The following is a 25,664-nucleotide window of genomic DNA, read 5'->3' as shown; positions in this document are numbered from 1 at the left end:
AATAAAGTTACTCTTTTAAATGAGTAGTACGAATAGCCATGGGAAACAAAAAACCTGAGTGCCTCAGGTTTTTTGTTTCATGACTCTTTATTACCGAAGTAGACTTCTTCAAAAGGTTGGACGACCACAAATCCCTTACCCTGAAATTTCATTTGTACAGATTCACCGCTTCCCCTTCCAAAAAACGACTTTAATGAAACATCCGTTACGAATTCAGGCTGCAGTTCCCCTGACCAAGCCACAGTGGCATTCGGGTCCGTATACACTGGATTTCCGGGTTCCACCATTAATGTGAGCGGCTCATAATGGGAAGTGAAGGCGACCATCCCTCTCCCCTCGAGCCTTACATTGAACAATCCACCCGCCAATAACCCGGCAATGCGCCGCATCATTTTTATATCCCATTGAATACTCGGCTCAAAGGCGAGTAAATCGTTCCCGTTCACACAGATCGATTCCCCATTTAATTGTATGATTGAAATCTTCTTCCCTTGATCCGCGACATACAGTTTGCCGTTTCCGGTTGCCTTCATTAAGGATGCACCCTCACCAGTTAAGGCTTTTTTGAACAGTTTACCCAAACCATGCTCCAAGATTCCTTCCCGCTCGAATTTAATATGGCCCCGATAAGAAACCATCGTCCCCATTTTTGCCCAGATTTGTTGTTCAAGATTAATTTCCAGTATCCGTTCCGTTTCAAGCTCAAACAAGCCTTGCCCTTTATCCTGCTGTTTCGTCTTTTCAACGAATTGATCGATTTGATACTTCTCCATCACTGAGCACCATCCTTTTGAAGGAGGAACAGCCACATGAACGATACAGCTTGCTTTAATTCCTTTGAAAAATGTCCTAATTTTTTGTAGTCCACTCCTCTCTTCGCAACGCCGGTCTCAGCGATCGCTTTCCATCCCGTTTCAGCTGCCATTTTTTCAAATTCCCAAGGTTGCATGGTATTCATGATCACTTGGTCCCCTAATAATCGTTGAAAACTGAATTTTTTCCGAGGTTCCGCTGTCGGACCAAGTATGGCAAAACAGGCATAACCCCCAGGCTTTATTACCCGTTGAATTTCCTTCATCACGGTTAATGGTTCACCCGTATATTCCAAAGAATTAATGACCATTGCCGCATCCATTTCTTCATCCTTGAATGGGAGATTATTAAAATCTCCTTGAATAAAAGATAGATTAGGGTGTTGAGCCGTTTTCCCTTTTGCAAATTCAATCATGACATTGGATAAATCGACGCCAGTCACTTCAAATCCTGCTTGGGCTAGTTTTAAGGAACCCATTCCATCCCCACAGCCAATGTCAGCCACTTTCAATCCAAGTGGTACATATTCAGAGAAAAACGGGATAATACTTTTTCGGCTGCCTGTTTCCCACATTTCTTGCGAATTCTTCACCCATATAGGCGCAAAGGCATCCCATTCCTTTTCCGTTTCTTTATGCCAAGTATGTAAATTCATCAGGCAATCATCCTCCCATTTAACCCCTATTTATATAAGTAACTGAAACAATCACAGAAATAACAAGGGGGCCTAACCCGTTCCCGTTAACGTTCAACTAAAACACCCATTTTCCAAATAAGGGGGCTTCATATAACTATTCTGCTCTTACTTAATAAATCCTTTTTTAAACGACTTTTGTGCCGTCCTCCTTTAAACAACGTGTGTGGTAAAATGATGAATGCCGAGTTCTAGAAAGCATATGATTTTATCCTATTAATACAAATAAAAAAAACTGCCAGTGGCAGCTTATTTTGAATTTTCTTCATTTCTTTTTTGTATCTTGCGTAAATCCTCGACACGATCAGGATTTTCCTCAAAGAACTCAACAAGGTCCCCAATCCTATCAATGGCATTCCAACTAAGGTGATGTTCAATCCCCTCAACATCTTGATAGATATTTTCTTCCTTGACCCCAATCAATCTTAGCATCTGTTCTAAAAGTTCATGACGGTATACGAGCCTTTTACCAACTTTTTTCCCATTTGCAGTTAAAACGAGACCTCTATACTTTTCATATATCAAATATTTTTCATGATCCAGTTTTTGAACCATTTTTGTAACAGAAGATGGATGGACGGAAAGATTTTCGGCAATATCAGAAACCCTTGCATACCCTTTTTCTTCAATAAGTAAATAAATTTGTTCTATGTAATCCTCCATGCTCGGTGTAGGCATTCGGATACCTCCCATTCAAACGCATATCTAAAAATTTTACTATATAAGCGGCCCCGAAACAAGCAGATATCGTCTCAGGGCGCCTTTTAATGAAGTTTCTTCTCATGTTTGTTTAATGGCTTCTTCTGTCGGGAATGTAAAACTGATCTTCTTTTCGGAATCGGACCAAGATAAAATGGCATCAAAGGTCTTTTCTCCTTTTTTAAATCCGCTTATCAAATCCGTTTCCCCACTCGCCAACAGCTTTTTAATATTGGCTTGGCTGATTTTCTTATTGAGGATTTTTTTGGAAATCGTAAAGTTACACTTCGTTTTTTGATAACTCACACATCCGTAGAATTCCCCTTTATCGACAATCTTAGAACCGCATAGCTTACAGTTGCCCACTGATGCTGCGCTTCTCTTTTTAGAGCCGCTCCTTTGAATCGATTCGGTATCAAGCCCCTGAAAATCCCAGCTTTCCGATGACTCCACGGCATCACTGATAATTTTTGCTGACATCTTTTTAACAGCTTCCATAAAAACACCGGCTGAAGCCTTTCCTTCACCAATTTCCCTTAAACGCTTTTCCCATTTAGCTGTCATTTCAGGTGAAGCCAGGATTTTCTCCCCAATGGCCGTAATCAGCACTTTCCCTTTATCTGTCGCAAACACCTGATTTTTTTTGACATTAATGTACTTGCGATCTTTGAGCATGGTAATGATACCAGCTCGGGTTGCTTCGGTACCAAGGCCCTCGGTTTTCATCAGCACCTTTTCCAATTCTTCATTATCCAGATGTTTTCCCGCCGTTTTCATCAAGGTGATCAACTGGCCCTCTGTATAGCGCTTTGGAGGCTGGGTCTTACCTTCTTTCACCTTTAAATTGGCGACCTTTCCAGTATCTCCTTGTGAAACGGACGGCAAAAGGACATCATCATCATCCTTGTCATTTTGGAAAATCACTTTGCGCCATCCCTCTTGAATCTGTTGCTTCCCTTTTGAAATGAATTCTGCCCGCTTATCGACGAGTGTTTTAATGGTTGTGTAATCAAAAATGGCTTTCTCATAATGAGCCGCAATCAACCGCCGTACTATCAAGTCATAAATATTCCGTTCTTCAGCGGAAAGTCGCTTTGGGTCGGTAACCTGCTCCGTCGGGATAATGGCATAGTGATCCGTCACTTTTTTTTCATTTACAAAGCGTTTATTATTGATGATACTAGGTTGAGGCACAGGGAAAAGTGATTCATATTCAGAAAAGCCACTTAGTTTTTGCAATATATCGGGAAATGTCTCGGCTTCTCCCTCAGTCACATAATTGGAGTCGGAACGTGGATAAGAAACGATCCCTTTTTGATATAAACTTTGGACAATATCAAGTGTCTGTTTCGGTGAATATTTATAAATCTTATTTACTGTTGCTTGCAATGAGGAAAGATTAAATAATAAAGGGGGCTGAAACTCTTTTCTCTCTGTAGCCATTTCTGCAATTTCGGCTTCCTTACCCTTGCAAAAGGCGGCTATTTTTTCAGCCAGTTCTTTTGTCTTGATCCTCGAATCATTGTTCTGCTGCCATTTCCCCTGATATTTCTTTCCATCCATCTTGAAATCAGCGAACACTTCCCAGAACGGTTCAGACTTGAACTGCTCAATTTCCATTTCCCGCTTCACGATCAAAGCGAGGGTAGGTGTCTGAACCCTGCCAGCTGAAAATACATCCGAAACGCCCCTTTGTTTCAATAAGATGCTATACGCTCGGGATGCATTCATGCCCACAACCCAGTCTGCACAAGCTCTCGTATACGCTTCATGATAAAGTGGCCTTGTTTTTTCTTCGCTCATCAGATTTTGGAATCCCTCATAAATGGATTTTGGGGTCAAAGAGGAAATCCATAAACGTTTCATCGGTTTATTGACGCTGCATAGATTGACGATGTTTCGGACAATCAATTCTCCTTCACGCCCGGCATCGCCGGCATGGATGATTTCATCGACATCGGGTTTCCTAAGCAAAGTCTTCACAACATTGAATTGCTTCGCCTTTTGCCGGGTCACTTCATATTGGAATCTCTCAGGAATCATCGGCAATGTATCCATCGACCATTTTTTCCATTTGGAATCGTACGTTTCCGGCGATACAAGTTGACATAAATGTCCGACAGCCCATGTTACATAAGCACCATCGGGGAAAAGTTCATTAGGCAAAATTTCTATATAGCCTTGCTGTTTCTTCGTTTTAAATTGAGCTGCTAGCGTTGAACCTTGATCTGGTTTCTCCGCAATGATTAGCTTCATATTTTCGTCACCTAATCCGTAAAAAAATATCTTTCTTTATTATTATACCTTAAATATATATATCGGCTAGATTTGAGTTAGTTTTTACTGAACTGTTCTGAGAAAGTATGAAATAATTGCTTAACTCCGGAGACGAGTGGGAATTAAACTTGTCCTAATATGGGTAAATTAATAGGCAAAAAAAAGGTACTCTAATGGATGGTCAGCATAGATTAGGGGGAATCGGAGTATATACAAAAAAAACAAGTGCGATGTTAAATGTGCCCTTCCTAGCTTTTCACTGTTTGGATGAAGATGAAGAAATTAAATTTTTTGATATCAATAATACAAAAGCTAAAGGTATTGGATCTTCATTAAGCAGATATTTGAAAAGAAACAACGACAACCTTAGTTGGATTGCAACCCAACTTATTATTAATCCTGATAGTCCTTTTTACAGCATTGGAACTCTTATTGGTAAGAGAAATAAAGAAAAGCATATCACATTACAAAACATCCATAATGTTTTAAAATTATTGACGAGAAAGTCAGACTTATTTTGCCTAACCAATGGAACGATTACAAAAAATATAGATTAACTCATATAGTTTGTTTAAATGCTCTATCCATCGCTGGAAATCACATTATTTCAGAGAACTATAATTTTTCATCTAATCAATTGAACAATACTAAAATTTCTAAGAGTTTAACCCATATTCAAAACATTGATTGGTCAAGTGAGGGAAGTTTAAAATATTTGAAAGGAGTAAGTGGCTCAAATCTCTTAGCAGCAGATTTAGTTACCTCATTTAAAAATTAACTGATAAAAGGTTGTTTTATATGGAATTACCATGAATGAACTATATGCCAGCCTGAAGTCAGTCCGAACAAATGCCCGTTATGGGGGTTACCCGTAAGGTTAATCAGCTCACTAAAAGGAGAGCAAACCCTATAAAAGGTTTACCCCCAGTTTTTATTTGAAATTAAATTTATTAGACTCTAACATAGAAATTACGTTTTTAATTGTTAACTCACGTAACTTAACTTTTTTGTTTCAATAATCAGTTCCATAGAGTGAGCAACAGCAAATAAACCAATAGCCTTGACGTAATATCTCTTCTGTGTTTATTGATTGCCGATATGTAAACTTGTCGTCTGTTCTTTGTAAAATTGAAAGTATTATTTACTACGGTCAACCCCACTTTACTTTAGGATAGGGAGCGTAAGGTTTCTTTTCAAAATCTCACATTATGGGTCAGCCTAAAAATAGTTTTTTACACATATTCAGGAATTACCTGCTTAATCTCCTGTTCACCATTCTCTAATCCTTCTAACCATAGATCAACTAATTGGACCCCATTGATTAATTCAATATTTAACCCTTCAGCGTATTTCCGAGCATTTTTTGTGAAGTCTCCTGTTGTTATTACATAACCACTCTGTAATCCTTGTTTAATAATATTGGAATGAAGTATAGCTATTGCCTCAAAATCCAAGTCATCTTTATAACATTTAACTTGACCAAGATACTTTCCTTCTTTAGTTTCATGCTCAAAATCTACCCCATAATCACCAGATGGAGGAGTTACCCATGTATTTCCACCCCTTGATCTACCAAATACCTCAGCAACAAAAGACTCGAAAGCAATTGGATCTTGTTTAATAAAAATGGAATTATCTTTTATTAATTTTTTATCATCTGGATTTTCTTTTCTAAACCTAAGATACAGCCCCATTGCTAAAGTCCTTTTCATTTCATCACTTGTGTCTATATGGTGTGCTAGCAATGCAGCTTTGTAATGTTCCTTACTTTTTGTCAGACGAAACTGAATAAAAGCCCCAGCCAAAACAATGGCTACAATTAGCTCTATGATAAAAATTTTTACCGCCTCCTTTTATTAAAGGTATCGACAATTAATAAGGATTTTAAACGACAAAAGCCCTTTTTGGATAAAGGGCCTTATAACTATAATTATAATATACAAAAAAACCAAGAATGCTGGATTCAGGAAGACTTAGAATCTTTAGATAAGGGAGCACTAAAGACCCCTATCAAAATAATGAATATAAGGAGGGAGATGGCTGCAACTGCAAAGTTAAGGGTCAAAAGATCTAAGGCTTCTAAATCTAGAAATTTTGTAGCATTCTCAAAGGATGACGGTAATAGAAATTGATGAAATATTATATCAATCATTAAAAGGAGCAAACCCAGTAAAGAGTTTACCCTGTTATTAGTTTAATATTTATAACGAATTGTGAAAATTGGGTCATATTGCATTGAATATTGAAGTATATGTCGATCTACATTTGGAGTTTTATCGCTGTATTCCAATACTGGAGAAGGAATACCTTCAGGACTAATTGCTAATGTTTCACCATGTAATTGAGCTCCTATAGGAAGAATAATAATTACAGACATAGTGAATCGCCCTTGAGTGACAGTAAAGTTGCACTGAAGTGCAATAAGGTTAAAGTTCACCTTCATGATTCTTAAATGTTTTCCCATCATGGTAGTATAGTTAAGAGCCTATATGAACATTGTCGTTTTCTTTCAATTGACGAACAAGTTGCATAAACTATAAAAGTTAAATAAAATTAAAAGAAGCCGATGAAATCAGCTTCTTTTTGCAAATGTTTTATAATATTTTTACACTAATCGGATAAAGATAAGGCTCAATAGGTTCACTGATTTTTTCCCAATCAGTAATTTTGATTACAGGAAGCTCCTTCCCGTTATACGTCGTAATTTCTATTACACCATTTGCTTTGATCCATGTATCCTTGTCTAGGGAAGAAGCCTCTGGGAACTCTGAAAGAAATCCAATAATACTTGCATCTGCGACACAGTGAGTAATTAAAAATCTTGAAATTACCAGCTGATTTTGAGCAAATCCATCTTCTTTATAAACAAAGCCCTTTAATTCGATTTTTCTTCCCTTAAACTTATTAATATCTTTACTCATTTCTTCATAATAGGCTGCATAAACATAGTCATTCATCTCAATATTTTGGTTTTGTTCTAACTGTTGTATCAGTTGATTATATTCTTCCTCTGAGATTTCTTCCTGCTGGTTTTCTAGAAGAGCTGGGTCTACAGGGTTGTCATCTATAGAGGGATTAGCCTGACCATTTATGTTACTCTCTTCCATTACTTCTGGAGGGTTACTGTTTTCTTTATTTTTGTCTTCTTTAGGTGCTTGTTTTTGGTTTGACAGTGCCAGTATTGCCCCTTTCTTATTGGCAATAGAAGCATCGAGTACTTTGGCTGGAAGCAGAAACCCAGTTAGTAATGGAAACACAATAATAAAATACGAAATTAGTTTTTTTGTGTTAAAAGAAGAATCTCCATGATCATGGTTATGGTCGCAGTCATGGTCGTGCTGATCACAATGATGATAGCTGCTTTTCTTTACTTTCCATGTCCTTGTAATTTGAATAAAAAACAAAATCAAAAATATTACAGAAGCTACTTGGCTTAAACTTTCATATTTTGGGTTAATGAACTTTGTAATTTCACCGGTGAAATGAAGCTTAAATATGAGGGACGAAAAAGCTAGTAAAATTAAAGCTCTAGCAGCTTGCTGAAATTGGAGTTGCATGATTTTCCCCTCCTTATAAAAAGCTTTGCAGCAGCATTAAAGTGATAAACACCATAGAAACAACCAATGCTAGCAAAACCATAACAAATTTAAATCGAAAAACGCTCAGCATCAAAAGTGTGTTCTTTAAATCAATCATGGGTCCGAAAATTAAGAAGCCAAGGATTGATGAAACTGGAAAAATGCTGCTAAAGGAAGCTCCTATAAACGCGTCTGCTTCAGAACATAGAGATAAAACGTAAGCCAATCCCATCATAACAATTATAGAAGAAGCCGGACCGTTTCCAGCCTCCAACAAGGATTTTGCTGGCATATAGGTTTGTACAAAAGCAGCTAAAAAAGCTCCCATAACCAGGTATTTCCCCATATCAAAAAACTCATCAATTGAATGTGTGAGCATCGACCAAAAACGAGTGGAAAGTGATTGATTTTTACTGTGATTATGGGTTGAAACAGAAATGATGGAAGCCTTAAATTGATTGCCTTTAAAAATCCAACTGACAGCAAAGGCAACCATTATAGCAACCAGAAAACCTAACCCCATACGCAATCCAGCAATTTTAAAATCGTTTCCAAATGCCATATATGTAGAAGCAATAACAATCGGGTTGATAAGAGGGCCTGTTAACATAAAACCCATCGCAGCATGAATAGGTACTCCTTTTACAACTAAACGTCGAACAATGGGGACGATTCCACATTCACAGGCAGGAAACAGCGCTCCTACAATACAGCTCATGATTACAGCCATAACTTTATTCTTTGGTATCCACCTTTGAATATGTTCCTCAGTAACAAAGATTTGGATCACTCCAGCGATGAGGACCCCAATTAAAACAAAGGGCAGGGCTTCTATTAAAATACTTAGAAAAATAGTATTTAAATTTAACCATGACGGTGGAATAACAAAGGTATCTTTTATACTAGAACTGAAAGAAAACAGGAAAAGAGCTAGCGCTATTATGATAATTCCGGTTATATCTATCATATGACCTCGAATAATCCGAATCATAGGTACCTCCCTTAAAATATAATGTAGTGCTTCTTCCATAAAATATATTAGAAAGTTGTAGAGTATGAATGAAAGATTTACTTAATAATATATAGCAAACTTTAACAATTAAATTCACATGACTAATAGTAAAGAAAGCCCTGCCACAAGAAGATGGAAGGGTTATGAAAGTTTTAGATTCTAGCTATGTTAAATATTTTTTCTCTTATACTATGTTTGATTTTATTCATTTAATGCTGTCTGAATGGTTTCTAGATTTTTTCTATTGATGCTAAAATAATCATCACCTTGTTTTATATTCTCCTCTGTTATCGCTTCTAGATTATGAAGAGTAAGAGACTTCGTACCGATTTCATTTTGAATTATCTCTGCAACTTTTGGAGTTAGATTCTGCTCGAAAATCACATAATGGACGCCATGTTCTGTTGATTCCTGAACGATTTCTTGTAATTCTTTCTGAGAAGGCTCCTGTGGAGGAGATAAACCTGAAATAGCAATCTCTTCAATTCCATATCGACTTTACCAATATCCATATGCAGCATGAGATACTAATAAATACTTCGTTTTGGAGTTGTCGACGGTTGATTTAAAATCTTGATTTAGTTTTTCTAAATCGCTTTTTAATTGAAGAAAATTAGATTCAAACTCTGAAACATGTTCTGGCATTATATCACTTAACGAATTTTTAATATTGTTAGCACGGTCAATGGCAAGAACAGGATCTAACCATACATGGGGATCCAAATCTACGTGGTCATGGCCATCGTCTTCATGCACATGATCTTCAGTTGCCCCTTCCTCTCCTTCGTGATCATCAGAATGTGTTTCCTCGCTTTCGTGTTCAAGTTCGTCAGAGTGTCTTTCTTCGCCTTCATGTTCATGTTCGTCAGAATGAGTTGAGTCTATGAGCTCAATTCATTCTGCTGCTTTTAAAATACTTACGTTTTCCTTTTTCAAGGTTTCAACTGCTTTTTCTGCAAAACCTTCAATCCCCACTCCAGTATAGAAGGTTTTTGTTTTTAAATCGTAATTATTACGTTTTAAATCTTTAAACTATTTTAGAGTAATGTAAAGGATTATTAGAGGATAGTAAAAATTAACATGTACTAAAACAGGAGACCGTAATTTCATTACGTCAAAAAACAAGAGAAACAACCCGGACGGATTAGTACTGATGAAAGATAGTCCACGCCTAAAAAGATCCACATTAAACCGTATAACAGGCTTCCAATATTGTTAATGAGCAGATTTTTCGCATAGTTGGTGATTCTACTTTATGGCAGCTCATATCTTAATATAGAAGTATTTTAAGTTCACGTCTTATTAATATTTATTTTCGAGATCTTTTAATTGAGAGTAAACTTTCCTACTGTCTAGATTTTCTCCAATAATAACGAAATGATTTTTAAAAGCAATATCTTGTGGATAATAAGAAGGTACACCGTATGTATATTGGAATAGATTAACTTTCCCTTTTTCTTCCTCGAATCGAACAAAGCCTTTTATTCGGTGAATCGTATCAGGAAGTTTCATTAACCAATTTTCAAAATCTGTTTTTTTAATTTCATTCGTAAAGGTATAGGTTAATGATTGGATATGCAAACTTTGATGAACATTCAACTTCTCAAATTCACAAATGGAATTACGATTGGAATAAGGAATACCTGATAATGATATGTTCGAAAAATTAGTTATATGAAGAGTTGCACCTGTATTTATTGATTTTAAATCAGCTTTAATTTGCTGTAATTCTTTTTTACTTAACCGAATAGTTTTATTGATGATCAAGGTATCTCCATGTTTTACTTGCTCTTCATATAAGCGATTCAGTTGAGGACTATTTCTGCTCCTTTGTAACCATCTGTCTGCATCAACCGTAGTTATAATTGAGCGTATGGATATACGGTCAGCAATGATAGGAGACAGACAAGCATCCAGGATTTCAATAGGATGGGCCACACCAGATGCCTCTATGTATATTACATCAGGTTGATGCATATGGAATAATGTTAATAAAGAGATTTCCAATTCATCTTTAGCCGTGCAACAGATACACCCATTCAACAATTCCTGTAGAGGAACCTTGTCACCTATTATGTCTGAATCAACGGATTTCTCGCCCAATTCATTCATTAAAACTGCCACTTTTCTTCCGCTACCTTTCTCATCCATTAATAGATTCTGCAACAAAGTAGTTTTTCCACTTCCGAGAAATCCACTTATGATAACTACCTCTACTTGTGCCATTTTAACTACTCCTTAATAAACATGTTACTTTAAAATTATGTTAGTAATATTATGTCTTTATTTGTTGCAAACTTTTGTTTTCCTTTTTACTAGTTTTCATGTTTGCTCATTTTAAATAAACTTATTTCCGCAAATTGAGTACTTATCATATAATCTTACTATTCATAAAAAGATTTATCTTTACATTCCAAGTAAATGGGTCTGGAAGCCTTGCCCAGTTGCTTTCTAGCTCACTTACCGTTAACAAGCACGCATCCAATTCTTTTGTGAGTTTTCTTGTGTTGATATCCATCCCAATGAAGACTAGCTTAGTATGACGATCTCCATACTCAATATCCCATTCCTTAAGGATTTGTGGTTCATTTTTAAATATCTCCTCTTGTTGTAGTTCCGATAGAGAGGCAACCCAATAAGACAATGGCTCAAGTGTCACTGATGGCCCTGCTTGTGAAAATAGCAAAGAGACATTATTTCTGGTCGCACACCATGCAATCCCTTTAGCTCGTACGATTTCTTTAGGCATTGAATGTATCCAATTTGAAAATTTCTCTGAATTAAAAGGCAATCTTCTTGCATAAACAAACGATGATATTCCATATTCTTCGGTCTCGGGTGTATGTGCAGCATGCCCTTCATTTAATTCTTGAAGCCAACCTGCTGAGGCGCTTGCTTTATCAAAATCAAACAGTCTAGTATCCAAAATGTGTTTTGCATCTACCTGGCTATTTTCTGTACGGATCAGCTTAGCATCAGGTTGTAATTTACGTAATACATTCTCTAATTGATTTAAGTTTTCATCCTCTATCAAGTCACATTTATTAAGAATGAGTACATCGCAAAATTCAATTTGATCTATCAATAAATCAGCAATATTTCTATCATCACTCTCACCTACTGCTTCCTTTCTATCCAGTAAGGAATCCCCTGAATGAAAATCATGCCAGAATCGATTCGCATCTACAACCGTAACCATAGTATCCAATCGGCAATATTTAGTTAAATCGATACCCATATTCTCATCTATATATGAAAATGTTTGTGCCACGGGAATAGGCTCGCTAATCCCCGTTGATTCTATGAGAATATAGTCAATATCTCCTGCTCTAGCCAACTTTTCTACCTCTTGAAGCAAGTCTTCACGTAATGTACAGCAAATGCAGCCGTTGGACAATTCAACAAGCCTCTCTTCTACCCGAGAAATATGACCACCTTGTTTGACCAGTTCGCTATCAATATTTATTTCACTCATGTCATTTACTATCACTGCTACTTTTAATCCTAGGCTATTTTTTAAAATATGATTCAGTAAAGTTGTCTTTCCTGCCCCTAGATAACCACTTAATACGGTCACCGGAATTTTTTTCATTTTATTTCCCTCACCATCTAATAAATAGTAATCATTTCGATTTACATACTATGTTTTAGCATAAAGAATTTACGATTAAACTTGCAGCTTGACGTGCACCAGAAATATTACGTGCTATAGGACCCATTTCAAGTTCTGCTAATGCACCTGTCACATATAAGTTTTCTCCCCATTGTAAATTTTTTGAAACAATAGGATAACCGCATTCTGCACACCTTAAATGATATTTTTCTATAATAGGTTGTATTAGAGATTTACCGGGTAAAGATGATTCAAAACCAGTAGCTAATATTACCATTCCAAAGGTTCCGATTTTATTATTTTTATCGTCGAATAAGTGCACCCGTTTATCTTCTGCTTTTATCGCCATCACTTCATGATCGGCAACATGGATTGTTCCTTTTCTTATTCTATTTTTTAAGGTTGCATATAAATCTTGCGGAAGTGACCCTCTATGTCTGGCGTTTTTGATTTGTTCTCTTCGCATTCGGTAGTCCGTTATTTTTCGATAACCCGTCTGATTCTTTGGTCCAAGCCACGCTGGGTCACTATCAAAGGTATGGATTCGAAAGGGGTGCCTTTTTATTAATGTAACTTCAGCAGGAAAATGGTTTGACATTTTTACAGCTAGATGTGCAGCTGTAATCCCACCACCTATGATAGCAATAGGTGCCATAATTGAAGTGAAATCCAGTACTTTATCATCGAAAATATGTAATATCTTATCTGGGTTTTTTTTCTTCAAATCCCTTGCCCATTCAGGCCACATAAGTTGTTCACCTATCCCCAAAGCTAAGACAAGATTTTTTCCATATACCTTCTGCCCATTAGTTAAGGAAACAGACCAACGATCATGTGTCTTTTCAAGGGTTAATGCTTCTCCTTGTATCCAGGCTTTTTTAATTGCTACTTCTTCCATAAGCTGATTACAGTGTTCATTGAAAGCATCAAGTGAAGGACGTTTATAATATCCGTACAGAGCTGTAGGCCAATCATTTTTGTTTCTTTTCACGTAGCTTTTTAAACTATCTGGTTTAACATCGATGTGGTGTACAACCGGTGACCGAAGGTACGGCATAGATATGATATCAGCTCGTTTTTTCCACTTTTCCAAAGGCCTAGCATTTTTATCAATAATAGCTAACTCATTAATGGTTACCTTGCCAGTCTTTAATAAAAATGTGGCTAATGTGGTTCCCTGTATGCCGCCTCCAACAATAATCCACTTAAACATAACTACCTCCTTATGTATAATCAATATCATAATTACTTACAATCCTTGTATGCAAATTCTCTCCATTTGTTGTTTCTCATCAATATACCTAGTTTATAGCATGCATCCAATCTTAATTGTGAGGGTAAATGGGGCCATACATAAATCTATTGAACTAGTCACCAGATTAGTCTTTTTCCCTTATCTCGAAAGGAAATTAATGAAGTATCATTGGAAAATAACTCAATACTTAAATTAGAATGGTTCAGTTATCTTTTGCGCAGATGGTTTTAAGGTTAAGATAAGAAGATAAATGCTCGCTGGGTAGTTTTATCGGATTGCTTAAATTTATCGGTATAATCAATCCATTTAATTCGATTACACCGTTCATCTATAGATTTATCTATTTCCATTTGTGCCCCATCCATTATTTCCTTTATTGTAGAGATATGGAGTGAGAAGTGGTCTGCTGCCGCTTTAAATGGAGATTTCTCAATCATTAACTGAAGAAATTGTTTTTCATCCACAGAAACTTCCTCTAATTGATATTCCATACTCTCAATATACTGGTAAACTTCTCTGTGTATATCAGGTAATTTTTTGATAACACTTCGAAGTAAAAATTCCATTAAGATAGGATTAATCCGCTCCATATTTTCACCCCTTAATATTTACATAAAAACATCAACTACCAGATTTCAACATCCGGTAGTTGAAATATTGAATATTTTACCAACTAGCTTTTTTCACACCCGGTATTTGACCTTTGTGAGCATACTCTCTAAAAGCAATCCTAGACATTTTAAACTTTCTTAGATATCCCCTTGGCCTTCCAGTTACTTCACATCTGTTCTTAAGCCGTGTAGGTGAAGAATCTCTAGGAAGTTTTCTTAGTGCTTCAAAATCACCTTTTTCTTTTAACTCTGCACGAATGGCTGCATATTTCATCACCATCTCCTGCCTTTTTTGTTCTTTAACAACTTTTGATTTTTTCGCCATAATAATTCTCCTTTTACAAATCGAAACGATTACGTTTTATTATAAATGCTTTTGCTTTTTTATTTATTCTCTTAATGCTTTATTTGGTTTCTCTGTGTAACGTACGTCTTTTTAATCGTGGACAATATTTCATTAGTTCAATTCTATCCGGGTTATTTCGTTTATTCTTTGTAGTAATATAATTGCGATCTCCAGTTTCCGTACATGCTAACGTAATATTAATTCTCATCTTTTTTCCTCCTACATTGTTTTATATTTACTCATATTTCTTAAAAAGAAGGTAGTGGGTCTTTAAATTCCGACCAATCTTGATTCATTTCTGCTTCCGTAAGTAAGCATTCGTCCAAGGTTTTTTCAATTTCTTTTTGACTCATATCAATTCCAATCATAACCAATTCGGTTAAACGGTCACCAAATGTTTCGTCCCATCTATCCAAGAGTTCTGGTTCATCTTTTAAAATTTGCATTCGCTCTTCTTCGGGGTGACTCACTATCCAATTTCCTGCTGCCTGAATAGTTAGAGAAGGTCCAGCTTGCGAGAGAAGTCCGGAAATGTCGTTCCGTGTAGCTAACCAAAGAAATCCTTTAGAACGTACCACCTCTACTGGCCAATTATGTATCCAATTCATTAGCCTTTCTGGGTGGAATGGCTTATTGCGGCAATATACAAATGATGCTATACCATACTCTTCTGTTTCTGGGACATGCTCTTCATTTAATTCTTTAAGCCACCCTGCCCCCTGACTGGAGGTCTCAAAATCAAAAAGTCCTGTGTTTAGAACTTGAGTAAGTGGTACACGTGCATATTCACTCTCAATAATACGGGCCTCTGGATTGAATTTTTGTAAAACTGATTTTAGTTCTTGAACATTTGTTGACGATACTAAATCGACTTTGTTCAGTACAATCACATTAGCAAATTCAATTTGATCAATTAATAAATCGGCTATTTCCCTCTCATCAGTTTCATCAACTGCCTGCTTACGATCCAATAGAGTTTCTCCTGATGCGTAATCATGCCAAAAACGATTAGCATCTAAAACGGTAACCATAGTATCCAGCTTACATAATCTAGACAAATCTATTCCCAAACTTTCTTCAACATAGGTGAAGGTCTGAGCTACGGGTATTGGTTCACTTATTCCACTTGATTCTATAACGATATAATCAATATCTCCTAGCTGTGCAAGCTTTTCCACTTCAATCAGTAAATCTTCTCTAAGCGTACAGCATATACAGCCATTTTGCATTTCTACCAGTTTCTCGTTAGTTTTAGAAAATCCCCCTTTTTTCACCAAGGTAGCATCAATATTTACTTCACTCATATCATTGACAATAACAGCTACTTTAAGATTATCTCGATTAGTTAAAATGTGATTTAGCAGTGTTGTCTTTCCTGAACCAAGATAACCACTTAGTACTGTAACTGGAATTCTTTTCGAACCCACATTTTCACTCCTTTCAAAAAGCACCCTTATATCATCAATATAATCTACGCACACAAACCGAAACCATTACGATTTAATATCTAATAATACATAGCTATTCTTTATTATAAAGGTTTGCTTTTTCTCTCCCGCTATTGTTAATAGCTATACCATTATAAATCGTAACGATTACTATTTACAAGTTTTTTTTATAAATAAAATCTTTCATCTCTTTCTTTAGAGTTCTAAATCCTTATAAATTCTACTTGATGTCGCATTTTTTTGACCAAAGTATTTACCATTGTATAATTTTGCTTGTTGATGCACTTCTGAAAAGACAAGTTGACAAATTCAACGACCTATAGTTAATTTTATCGAGATTCTATTCGCGTTAAAAAGCTCAAGGGGTTATATTCCCTTCAAAACCTGGGTCAACCCACCCTGCATTTTGAATAAATAGTCCCATGTTGCCTACTGAACTTCTCCCTTCTAGGAACGCGGTAATATTACCCGGAAGTTTAATCCATTCTTTTGTAGTAGCTAAAAGGAATGAGTTTGGCCCTATATTAATGGACTGCCCATCCTCAACAACAATTTCTCGGTATTTTGCTGAAAGTATCATGGTATCACCTTTTCTTTATCATAAGATAATGAAGCATAAGCATCATGTAAATGAATGGATTCCTCATTTCGGCATTCAATATGAAATGATTGAACCCACCTTAATTCATATAGGTCCGCAGCAACCAGTCTAATCAGGTCTTCAACAAATCTTGGATTTTCAAATGCTTGTTCCGTCACCTTCTTTTCATCAGGCCTTTTTAAGATGGAATAAAGCTTAGCACTTGCATTCGATTCAATTACTTCTAACATGATTTCCTTAAAATCACGAGGGAAGCTCCTATCTGAATAAGTTTCAATTTCAATAGAAACAATTCCTCTCTGATTATGGGCGCTATATTCACTGATTTCTTTAGAACAAGGACAAAGTGTTGTAACTGTTGCTATCATCCCTATCTTTTCCTTCCATATAGCTGGCTCCTGGTAGCCTACTTCTATATTTACATCTGCACTCATCAGACCTGACATACCCAGTACAGGACTTGTTCTTTCAAAAAACCATGGAAAAGACACTTGGACAGCTGAAGATTTCTGTTCCATCCTTTCTGCCATCCGTTTTGCTAAATGACGTAATGACTGAGGATTCATTTCTATCCCCTTTGAATAGGCTTCTTGAAGAATTTCTGGGAGCCTGCTCATATTTATCCCTTTCTTATTACTGCACAACTCAGTAGTTAGTGTAAACTCACCAATGGTTTGTTGAATTACCGGTTCAGATTCTGCTTTAACAATGACTGGATACTTAATTTTTTTAATTCCTACATTATCGATTTTAAAGAAATAATTTCTTTCTATGTTTTGCAAGTCTGGCATATATTGTTTGTCTGTTGGTTTAACTCCATTAATAGGACAGGCTGAACCAAAATATTGAAGTCGATCTAGTTTATTAGGTAATTCCAGAATTGGCATCTTTTAATACTTCCCTTCAATAATAATTCTTTACCAGTTATAAAAATATTGATCACGAGTAATACCTTTTTCTAAAACTACATGGAATTCCTCTTAATTTAGTTAAGTACAAAAGTTCTGTACAATTTAGAAACCATTTAGTGATCACATGATTGGTTCCTAAACAAGTCTCTAGAAAAATTCATTTTACGCTGGAATACTTTGAAGAGTACGAAAATATAATAAATCGTAATCATTACGCTTTGTTCTTTAACCATATAATATTTACTTTCATAAATCAATTATTTATAAGTGGTTAAAGACAAAAAAAACTACTTATTTTCTATCAGGTAGTCTATCAAGAATTTACTAAACTTTGAGTCTTTTTCTTTTAACAACTATGTCTACTTGAAAAAAAAAGTGAGCATGTTGAATAAAGACAAGCATATGCTTTATTAACATAAATCGTAATTATTAAGATTTGTAAGGAAGGTGGTTCTTAATATGATGCGTTTTAAACGCTATTCGGCAAATCTATTATTTTTTATCCTATCACTTCTTTTTCTAGGATTCTTCTTTTTGGGGGAACGCTTTATTCCGACTCAAATTAATCTATCAACCATGCCTATGCTGAATTCAATGTTCGTTGTATTTTTAGGACTATTCTTAGAATCCATTCCCTTTCTATTTCTTGGAGCAATCGCTTCCTCGTTCATACACTTATTTATTAGTGAAGAATTAATTCAGCGAATGATACCAAAAAAACCAATTGCCGCACTCTTTTGGTCTATCGTTGCCGCACTGATCGTACCTGTATGCGAATGTGCAATTATACCAGTCGTTCGTAGGCTGATTATTAAGGGTGTCCCTATACATGCCGGTGTCGTTCTATTAGTCACTGCACCCATTTTAAATATCATAGTATTTGGATCTACCTATTATGCTTTTCAAAAGAACCCAGAAATTATATATGGACGGGTCATCATTTGTATACTTACCGCCATTATAGTAGGTGCATTCGTTTATATTTTTTGTAGAAAAGACATTATTAAAGAAAATGCAAATGAGCACAATCATACTCAACACGACCACTTTTCCTCTTTATCACATAAATTAACTCATTTAATTAATCATATTACTGATGAGTTTTTTATGGTGGGGAAATATTTTATCATAGGTGCAGTATTTGCCAGTGTGTTTCAAGTTTGTGTTGATAGGACAATACTAGCCGAACTTGGAAATTCACAAATCCAAGGAACAGTACTGATGATGGGAATAGCATATATACTCTCCCTTTGTTCATCAGCAGATGCTTTTGTGGCTGCCTCCTTTTCCCATAGTTTTTTACCGGGTTCAATTTTGGGATTCCTAGTATTTGGGCCTATGCTCGACCTGAAAAACACTCTTATCATGATGTCATGCTTTAAATGGCGTTTTGTATTTATATATATATTGCTAGTCTTCTTAGTCGTCCTTAGTTTATGCCTGTTAGCAGGGGTCTGGATCAGTAGAGGAGGTTTGTAGTGAAAAATTTTACTTATAAATTTGAAGCGTTATTGTTGCTTGGATTAGGTCTAATGATTTTCAAGCTATATGTATCTGGAAATTTAACTCAATTAATTGCTCCGAAAATGCTGTCATACTCATTAATTTCCTTAGCAGCATTTTTGATTGTGGGATGTTTACGAATGAAAAAAGAAAAAAAGAATGTTCATTGCTGTGGATGTGAAACAGATCAAGAGAAATCAAAGTCGTCTCTTACCTCCATTTCCAAATATGGTCTATTTTTGATACCAATTTTACTTGGGTTTACATTGACTAATTTCACATTAAGCGAAGATGTATTGGCAAAGAGAGGAATTGTTCAAAAACAGATCCAGTCTGACGATTCTGCCAAGAACGAAACATTCCATCAACATGATGTAATAAAAGTTGACGATAAAAATTATTTTCAAGTCTTGGACTATTTAATGACAAATATTGAAGATATCGAAGGAAGAAAAATAGAAATTTCAGGTTTTGTATATCGAGAGAATCAGTTTCCGAAAAATCAAATTGCTATTGCTCGCCTTTCCATGACCTGTTGTATCGTTGATGCTAACTTATATGGTTACCAGGTTAAAGGTCATGTAAAAAAAATGAAAACGAATAGTTGGTACACTATTCAAGGGAAATTAACTAAGGGAAGCTATAATGGTGAGACCGTTCCAGTGATCCAATTAATCACTTCTAAGAAAATCCAAGCTCCAAAGGATGTCTATTTATATGAATATGTAGATATAACCGAATAGTATAGACAGGCTATTACCAATATAAACAAAAGTAAGAGCAGCTTTTGATAAAGTCACTATCAAATCTGCTCTTACTTTATATAGTACTTTTTAATAGTAAAAAGTACTGGGGAATAAATAATGCAATTCATTCCATATGATTCTATCCTCTAACTTCATCATCTGGGTTTATTATTTATGATAGTAAGTGAGAAACTTAATTATACAACGATAAAAGAATGGAAAACAAAATAACGCTTAAAATACTTGTTATCATTTGTTTTCCAGCTAATAAGAATGCCTCTTTAAAAGAAAGTTCTTTCATTATTTTTACTAAGGTTACTAAACAGGCAGTAAATGTACTACAGAGGAAAACCGCAATAAATAGTTCTCCTATTGCTATTTGTTCTGCCATAATTCCGGAACCTTCATTCAATAATAATATTCCGTCCTTACGGAATAAACTTGCAACAAATGCAGGGGCTATATCAGTAGATAAGCCAATAACAGCCAATAAGGGTGCGATAAACTCCTTTAAAATTTCCATCCATCCCAGAAAATCAAATAATGAAGCAACCAGGCAAATAATTAAAAAAATTGGCATAGCTTGGACAAGAAATTGACTTAAAACAGGCTTTAGTCTATAGGATAAAGTTTGTCCGGAAGGCCATTGCAAGAAAGTCTCTCTTTTTTTAAACATTGGTACCAATGTTTTTTTATTCCAAATTTTTCCGTGAATAAGTGATATTAATATCAAGATGAATATATACGGGATAATAAGAAAGATATGTCCTGAAGCACCAAAGACAGATAGAGACGCTCCTAGCTGATAGCTACAGGCAGAGCCAAAGGAAATAACTGAAATGCAGTTCTTCCTAGTACAAATGTTGCAACTTCGACTAGATTGTATTGCAACAACATTGCATCCAAAACCGTTAATGATAGGAACAAGATCTTGTCCGGTTAAACCAACTTTTCTCATAAGTGGATCAAGTGCATCTGTAATTTGATCCTTTAATCCACTTTCTTCTGTAATCGCAATAGCTAAGCCGAATAAAATCACAACCGGAAAAGCCCAAACGAAGGAGTAGATTCCCAATGATAGTAGTCCAAAATCTCCAAAGAGCACAGTTTTTAAGGTTTCAGGAGCCCCTCCACTCCACCTAATAAGAGAATTAACAATGGTTGATTCTACAATGCCCTCTACTCTTTTAGAAAACTGGTAGGCTAAAAAGATTGGGAGGGAATAGATAACTAGTAAAGTTATAAGAGCCACATATGGCCCTAAGATTCGCACTTGGAACAGTGATTTTAAGTCCTTTATTTTTTTTATACGTAAATTATTAATTTCCACACTTTCTGCAAAAGTAACTGATCTTGCTAACTCACGTATTTTATCCCCAACTCTTGAATCAACTCTTCGTGTGTCCATTATAAATAAAGGGAATTTGTTTTTTTCTTTAAAATCATTTAATTCACTTAGTGATTCTTGATCCATTTTATCTTCAAAGCTAACTATGACAGCAATCGGCTTATCTTCAAAAGGGAAAACTTCTGTTAAGACTTCAATCTCCTCTTTATAGTGGGTGCCTCTTACTATAAACCAATATTGATCTGCAGATTTTATCTTTTTTCTTGTATATTGACTTGAGACTAATTCACCTCCTATACGGATTCCAGGTGTATCCATATACCGGGTCTGATTTTCATTCACTTCTAGTATTGTAGAGGTAGATCCTTTAACATTAGATCCCTGAGTAGGGAAATTTTTTTGTAATAATCCTTTAAGTAGCGTAGTTTTTCCTGATGATTCTAAACCTAATAATACAATTTTCATATTAATCTCCTAACAGGCGCACCCTTTCTCACAACAAGATAAGTCATCAAGGTACATGGCAGACTTCTTATACAATTCAAAAATATCTTGATTGCGAGGAAGATTATGATGGAAAATGATATCCTCAGCAATAATGGCAAACCTTTGGCGGAATTTATAAATAAAACAAAAAATTGTATTACTTTGCCTTACATTCGGTCCAATCAAATATACTGAAGGGGCTAGCGTGGACTCATCCTTTTCAGTTAAGATTGGTAGTCCTTCTTCGTTCCATTCAAATAACTCCTTGAATTGCTTCGCACCGCTTCCAAAACCAGTACAGATAATTGGTTCCCATTTAGTTTCTACAACATCACCATTCTCGAATTGAATGAGAAACATGTCTTTTTCATCGTCCTTTTCGACGGAGATTGCTCTACTCATTGGATGTTCAAAGATTCCATTAAGCGCTTTTGTTGATTCAAGCCTTTCTCTTGTAAATGGTGATAAGGTCCTACTAGGATCTACCTCAATATCAAACCACTGTTTCGCAGAGTAATATACATCCACTTTTCTCCCTTCTTTATTTAAGTGATAGGCCGCATCAGCTGCGCTCTCACCACCACCAATAATGATTCTATCCCCTTCAATTTCTTTCCATGAGGTAACATCGCCGTAATGTATCCCATATTTAAAAGGACGTTTTGGAAATTGGAATTCGCCACAAGCAATAATAACTGAATTTGAGAAAAAACCATCACCCTTCTCACTTGTTTGTACCCAATACTTTTTTTCTTCCCTTTTTTCTACTTTATGTACTTGTGTATTTTCACTAACTGGCAACTTATAGTGTTCAGCAATCATACATAAATATTCGCCATATTCCTCCCCTGATAAGTGTTCTTTTCCAAAAGTATATGCAGGTGACGTATCAGGTAAAATCGCGTTTAAATCTAAATAACTAAAACCATGAGCAGTAAAAGATGGTGTGATAAACCTTGTCTCTTCAGGCCATTGAAAGAATGTTGAACCAACTTGATCCCTCTCTAAAATAATAAAATCATCTATTCCATTCTGCTTTAATAGAACACCCATACCAATCCCTGCTGGGCCTCCTCCTATAATCGTAATCATGTATATTCCTCCTTTTATAAAAAGCTTATTAGCTAAATGAATCTCGTTTATTATGAATCCTATTATCCATTTTTCCTTGTTCTATTTCACAACACAAATCGAAACAATTACGATTTATGTTGTGAAGTTTAGAGACAATCTATAGACATAACCTACTATTACAGTTCGAAGTTGAACTTGTTTATGTTATGTGAGTGATTAGGGCAATATTTTTAATTACTATTGTATATCTATAATTCAATACCCTTGATGTAACGTGATTTACTAACTATTTCTCTAAACAATCGTAACAGTACCCATAAAACTCAAACCTTTGTAATTTAAATTGATTATTAAAGGAAACCTTTGAGAAATCTATAGGACAGTTATCTTTATCCAGAGATTCACTTTTCCCACAATTCAAGCATTTTATCATACTCCTCGTATTTTCAGACACTAATTGATATTTACATTCTCTTTCCCACATACCTTTCTTCTCTATAAACCCTTTTTTTTCCAATAAAACCAATGTTCTGTAAACCGTATCTAAACTGATACCGGGGATTTTTAATTTAGCCTCTTTATGAAGAATTCTGGCGGAAATAAATTCACTGTTTCTGTTACTTATCAATTTAATTAATAGTTTTCTATTATTCGTCATCTTATAACCCGTTCTAGTTAAAACAGAATTTATTTCATATTGTAAGTTCATCATTATAAACTCCTTTCCTAATGGAATAATCCCCCCAAACATCTGTCTTAAATAATCTATCATTTTATATTCACCTAAAATCGTAATCATTTCGATTTACATTAAAATTAAATCATATTTTCATTAGAAAATCAAAAAAGTATATTTCATTATTTTTTTCATAAACTCTTTAATGAGTGCCTAAAAAATAGTTAATTTCGATGTACACGATACTGCTGACAAATACAATAGATAATGAAATGATTTAAAATATTGGAATGTGAATAAATAAAATTATTCATTTTTCTAGAGAGAAGGTGCGCATTTTATCACTGTAAGATGATTATTGGCACTTCTTCTCTCAGAAAGATTTACGGTTTCCCTAAGTTAACAAAAAAACTTTTTAGTACATATCAATGACCTTTTCTTTTTAAAAAGTAAATCTTTTGAAAAGCAAATCCCAGTAATAAGATGACAACAAGAAGCAACGTAATAGTTGCTCCTGGAGGAGTTCCTAAATAATAGGAAGTACTTAAACCGGTGATGATGCCGAAAAAAGCAGTAATTATCGCGGTAATAATTACCCATTTGAAACCTTTTGCTATCCTTATTGAAAAGGCAGCTGGTAAGACAAGCAGGGCTGATACTAACAGTACACCAATTGTAGGGATAATGACCGCTATTACAAGTCCAGTTAAAATACTGAATGAGAGTGACAGAATATGTGTATTAATCCCACTAGCAAATGCAGTATCTTCATCAAATGTTAACAAAAATAGCGGTCTTTTTAATATCCAAAAATACAGGAGAACTATTAAGGTTATAATCAGCATGATATATAATTGCCGATTACTAATAGTTACAATGGAACCAAATAAATATTGTTCCACATTAGTTGTCATGCCACCAGCACTAATACTCATTAAAAAGAGGGCAAGAGATAAACCAGCAGCCATTAATATGGCAATGGAAACCTCAGAATAAGAATGGTAAGCTCTGCGCATATACTCTACTGCAACGGCACCAATGATAACAACAAGAAAGCTTGAAAGCGTTAAATCAGTATGAATGAAATAACCGACAGCTACTCCAGCTAGGGAAATGTGTGAGAGGGTATCAGCCATTAACGCTTGTCTCCTTAATACGAGAAAGACTCCCAATATTGGGGCAATGATGGCAATTAATCCTCCTGCCCAAAATGCCCTTCGCATGAATTCAAGGTCAAACATTTCCACGTATCTCGTTCTCCCTTCTCAAGATGAATGATTTTATCAAGAAAAGGTTTTACATCTTCTTGATCATGGGTTACCATCAAGACCGTACAGTTGTGCTCCTTAACTCGATGGTTCATAAATTCATAAAAATTTTTTCTACTTTCAAAATCCATCCCGGTTGTTGGTTCATCAAGTACAAGAAAGTCTGGTTCAGCTGCTAAAGCACGTGCTATACAGATTTTTTGTTTTTGACCACCAGATAATGCCCCGATTTTATGATTCCTAAATTCCCACATCCCAACCATTTCCAAAGCATTTTGAACAACCTTCTCGTCAAGAGCAGTCAATCTAGCAAACCATTTTCCTTTACGAAATCTCCCGGAACGGACCAACTCTATAACAGTACTTGGAAAACCAACATTAAATGAAGCTATTTGTTGAGGTACATATCCAATTTTTAACGGTAGTCCTTTTTCATTACTTTTACTTATTTTTATCTCTCCGCTCCAAGGCTTTAATAAGCCTAGCAACAATCGCAACAGAGTTGATTTAGAGGCACCGTTAGGTCCTGTAACCCCAATGAATTCACTACTATTTATTTGAAAGGAAATATCGTCTAGTGCTGGAGAATGGCCATACCCAAATTTAATTGCTTTTACTTCTACAAGTTTCAATCATGTCACTCCTTTTCAGTTTTACAAAAAAATAAAAAGAGTGACTATGTCATGTATCACGCTTTTATTTCAT

The 25,664-nt window shown here is 35.5% G+C and carries 25 protein-coding genes and 2 pseudogenes; 4 read left to right on the top strand and 23 right to left on the bottom strand.

All coding sequences use genetic code 11. The annotated features are described in order from the left end of the window. Window positions 1-77: 77 nt before the first annotated feature. From LQ203_RS18945 to LQ203_RS18930, 4 genes are all read right to left on the bottom strand, one after another. Window positions 78-773: an AIM24 family protein gene (locus tag LQ203_RS18945; RefSeq protein WP_230160410.1), complete on the bottom strand. Its 696-nt coding sequence runs from the start codon at window positions 771-773 to the stop codon at window positions 78-80. Next, window positions 773-1,468, bottom strand: coding sequence for a class I SAM-dependent methyltransferase (locus LQ203_RS18940; protein ID WP_230160257.1), 696 nt, complete (start codon window positions 1,466-1,468; stop codon window positions 773-775). Before LQ203_RS18940 ends, LQ203_RS18945 begins: the two co-directional genes overlap by 1 nt. A 288-nt stretch (window positions 1,469-1,756) precedes the next feature. Then, window positions 1,757-2,185, bottom strand: coding sequence for a transcriptional regulator MntR (gene mntR / locus LQ203_RS18935; protein WP_230160255.1), 429 nt, complete (start codon window positions 2,183-2,185; stop codon window positions 1,757-1,759). Window positions 2,186-2,287: 102 nt separating this feature from the next. Beyond that, window positions 2,288-4,462 (bottom strand): DNA topoisomerase III, encoded by a 2,175-nt coding sequence (locus tag LQ203_RS18930; RefSeq protein WP_230160253.1) that lies wholly within the window; start codon window positions 4,460-4,462, stop codon window positions 2,288-2,290. A 194-nt stretch (window positions 4,463-4,656) separates the two neighbouring features. On the opposite strand from LQ203_RS18930, the gene LQ203_RS18925 reads away from it, so the two are divergent. Further along, window positions 4,657-5,040, top strand: a complete 384-nt coding sequence (locus tag LQ203_RS18925; protein ID WP_230160250.1) for a hypothetical protein — start codon at window positions 4,657-4,659, stop codon at window positions 5,038-5,040. A gap of 675 nt (window positions 5,041-5,715) precedes the next feature. On the opposite strand, the gene LQ203_RS18920 is transcribed toward LQ203_RS18925, so the two are convergent. From LQ203_RS18920 to LQ203_RS18900, 5 genes and pseudogenes are all read right to left on the bottom strand, one after another. Continuing rightward, window positions 5,716-6,288 carry a restriction endonuclease gene (locus tag LQ203_RS18920; RefSeq protein WP_230160248.1) on the bottom strand — a complete coding sequence of 191 codons (573 nt, stop codon included), beginning with the start codon at window positions 6,286-6,288 and terminating at the stop codon, window positions 5,716-5,718. Window positions 6,289-6,677: 389 nt separating this feature from the next. After that, entirely contained in the window at window positions 6,678-6,860 is a 183-nt protein-coding gene (locus LQ203_RS18915) for a hypothetical protein (protein WP_230160246.1), read from the bottom strand. 217 nt (window positions 6,861-7,077) lie between these two features. Next, the gene (locus LQ203_RS18910) at window positions 7,078-8,040 is read right to left on the bottom strand and encodes a TIGR03943 family protein (RefSeq protein ID WP_230160244.1); all 963 of its coding nucleotides are present in this window, start codon (window positions 8,038-8,040) and stop codon (window positions 7,078-7,080) included. Between the two features lie 13 nt (window positions 8,041-8,053). Further along, on the bottom strand, window positions 8,054-9,052 hold the full coding sequence (locus LQ203_RS18905) for a permease (protein WP_230160242.1): 999 nt from the start codon (window positions 9,050-9,052) through the stop codon (window positions 8,054-8,056). Window positions 9,053-9,274: 222 nt separating this feature from the next. Then, window positions 9,275-9,829: pseudogene (locus LQ203_RS18900) on the bottom strand (zinc ABC transporter substrate-binding protein). A 319-nt stretch (window positions 9,830-10,148) separates the two neighbouring features. On the opposite strand from LQ203_RS18900, the pseudogene rpmG (LQ203_RS18895) reads away from it, so the two are divergent. After that, a pseudogene (gene rpmG / locus LQ203_RS18895) lies at window positions 10,149-10,292 on the top strand (50S ribosomal protein L33); the annotation flags it as partial. Between the two features lie 83 nt (window positions 10,293-10,375). On the opposite strand, the gene LQ203_RS18890 reads toward rpmG (LQ203_RS18895), so the two are convergent. The 9 genes from LQ203_RS18890 to folE2 form a co-directional block, all read right to left on the bottom strand. Beyond that, on the bottom strand, window positions 10,376-11,299 hold the full coding sequence (locus LQ203_RS18890) for a GTP-binding protein (protein ID WP_230160240.1): 924 nt from the start codon (window positions 11,297-11,299) through the stop codon (window positions 10,376-10,378). Window positions 11,300-11,444: 145 nt separating this feature from the next. Further along, complete coding sequence (locus LQ203_RS18885) at window positions 11,445-12,665, bottom strand: GTP-binding protein (RefSeq protein ID WP_230160238.1); 1,221 nt, start codon at window positions 12,663-12,665, stop codon at window positions 11,445-11,447. Between the two features lie 55 nt (window positions 12,666-12,720). After that, on the bottom strand, window positions 12,721-13,899 hold the full coding sequence (locus tag LQ203_RS18880) for an FAD/NAD(P)-binding protein (RefSeq protein ID WP_230160236.1): 1,179 nt from the start codon (window positions 13,897-13,899) through the stop codon (window positions 12,721-12,723). 275 nt (window positions 13,900-14,174) lie between these two features. Then, window positions 14,175-14,531 (bottom strand): hypothetical protein, encoded by a 357-nt coding sequence (locus tag LQ203_RS18875; RefSeq protein ID WP_230160234.1) that lies wholly within the window; start codon window positions 14,529-14,531, stop codon window positions 14,175-14,177. A 76-nt stretch (window positions 14,532-14,607) separates the two neighbouring features. Then, window positions 14,608-14,877, bottom strand: coding sequence for a 30S ribosomal protein S14 (gene rpsN / locus LQ203_RS18870; RefSeq protein WP_214795881.1), 270 nt, complete (start codon window positions 14,875-14,877; stop codon window positions 14,608-14,610). Between the two features lie 79 nt (window positions 14,878-14,956). Then, entirely contained in the window at window positions 14,957-15,106 is a 150-nt protein-coding gene (gene rpmG / locus LQ203_RS18865) for a 50S ribosomal protein L33 (RefSeq protein WP_098373698.1), read from the bottom strand. A 40-nt stretch (window positions 15,107-15,146) separates the two neighbouring features. After that, entirely contained in the window at window positions 15,147-16,325 is a 1,179-nt protein-coding gene (locus LQ203_RS18860; protein ID WP_230160232.1) for a GTP-binding protein, read from the bottom strand. A 379-nt stretch (window positions 16,326-16,704) separates the two neighbouring features. Next, window positions 16,705-16,926: a hypothetical protein gene (locus LQ203_RS27705; protein ID WP_356714787.1), complete on the bottom strand. Its 222-nt coding sequence runs from the start codon at window positions 16,924-16,926 to the stop codon at window positions 16,705-16,707. After that, entirely contained in the window at window positions 16,923-17,834 is a 912-nt protein-coding gene (folE2, locus tag LQ203_RS18850) for a GTP cyclohydrolase FolE2 (RefSeq protein ID WP_230160230.1), read from the bottom strand. Before folE2 ends, LQ203_RS27705 begins: the two co-directional genes overlap by 4 nt. A gap of 483 nt (window positions 17,835-18,317) precedes the next feature. Between folE2 and LQ203_RS18845 the strand changes: the two genes are divergently transcribed. Both LQ203_RS18845 and LQ203_RS18840 read left to right on the top strand, forming a co-directional pair. Continuing rightward, complete coding sequence (locus tag LQ203_RS18845; protein WP_230160228.1) at window positions 18,318-19,337, top strand: permease; 1,020 nt, start codon at window positions 18,318-18,320, stop codon at window positions 19,335-19,337. Then, window positions 19,337-20,104, top strand: coding sequence for a TIGR03943 family protein (locus LQ203_RS18840; RefSeq protein ID WP_230160227.1), 768 nt, complete (start codon window positions 19,337-19,339; stop codon window positions 20,102-20,104). Before LQ203_RS18845 ends, LQ203_RS18840 begins: the two co-directional genes overlap by 1 nt. A gap of 196 nt (window positions 20,105-20,300) precedes the next feature. On the opposite strand, the gene LQ203_RS18835 is transcribed toward LQ203_RS18840, so the two are convergent. The 5 genes from LQ203_RS18835 to LQ203_RS18815 all read right to left on the bottom strand — a co-directional run bounded on the left by LQ203_RS18835 (window position 20,301) and on the right by LQ203_RS18815 (window position 25,591). Further along, window positions 20,301-21,920, bottom strand: coding sequence for a nucleoside recognition domain-containing protein (locus LQ203_RS18835; RefSeq protein ID WP_230160225.1), 1,620 nt, complete (start codon window positions 21,918-21,920; stop codon window positions 20,301-20,303). A 9-nt stretch (window positions 21,921-21,929) separates the two neighbouring features. Further along, the gene (locus LQ203_RS18830; RefSeq protein ID WP_230160223.1) at window positions 21,930-23,033 is read right to left on the bottom strand and encodes an NAD(P)/FAD-dependent oxidoreductase; all 1,104 of its coding nucleotides are present in this window, start codon (window positions 23,031-23,033) and stop codon (window positions 21,930-21,932) included. A 268-nt stretch (window positions 23,034-23,301) separates the two neighbouring features. Further along, the gene (locus tag LQ203_RS18825) at window positions 23,302-23,787 is read right to left on the bottom strand and encodes a Fur family transcriptional regulator (protein ID WP_230160221.1); all 486 of its coding nucleotides are present in this window, start codon (window positions 23,785-23,787) and stop codon (window positions 23,302-23,304) included. Window positions 23,788-24,116: 329 nt separating this feature from the next. Further along, window positions 24,117-24,938 (bottom strand): metal ABC transporter permease, encoded by an 822-nt coding sequence (locus LQ203_RS18820; protein WP_230160219.1) that lies wholly within the window; start codon window positions 24,936-24,938, stop codon window positions 24,117-24,119. After that, the gene (locus LQ203_RS18815; protein WP_230160217.1) at window positions 24,884-25,591 is read right to left on the bottom strand and encodes a metal ABC transporter ATP-binding protein; all 708 of its coding nucleotides are present in this window, start codon (window positions 25,589-25,591) and stop codon (window positions 24,884-24,886) included. Before LQ203_RS18815 ends, LQ203_RS18820 begins: the two co-directional genes overlap by 55 nt. Window positions 25,592-25,664 lie beyond the last annotated feature (73 nt).

The sequence above is a fragment of the Peribacillus sp. Bi96 genome (assembly GCF_918698115.1).
Taxonomy (GTDB): Bacteria; Bacillota; Bacilli; order Bacillales; family DSM-1321; genus Peribacillus.
This window is presented reverse-complemented; position numbering and strand designations above follow the sequence as displayed.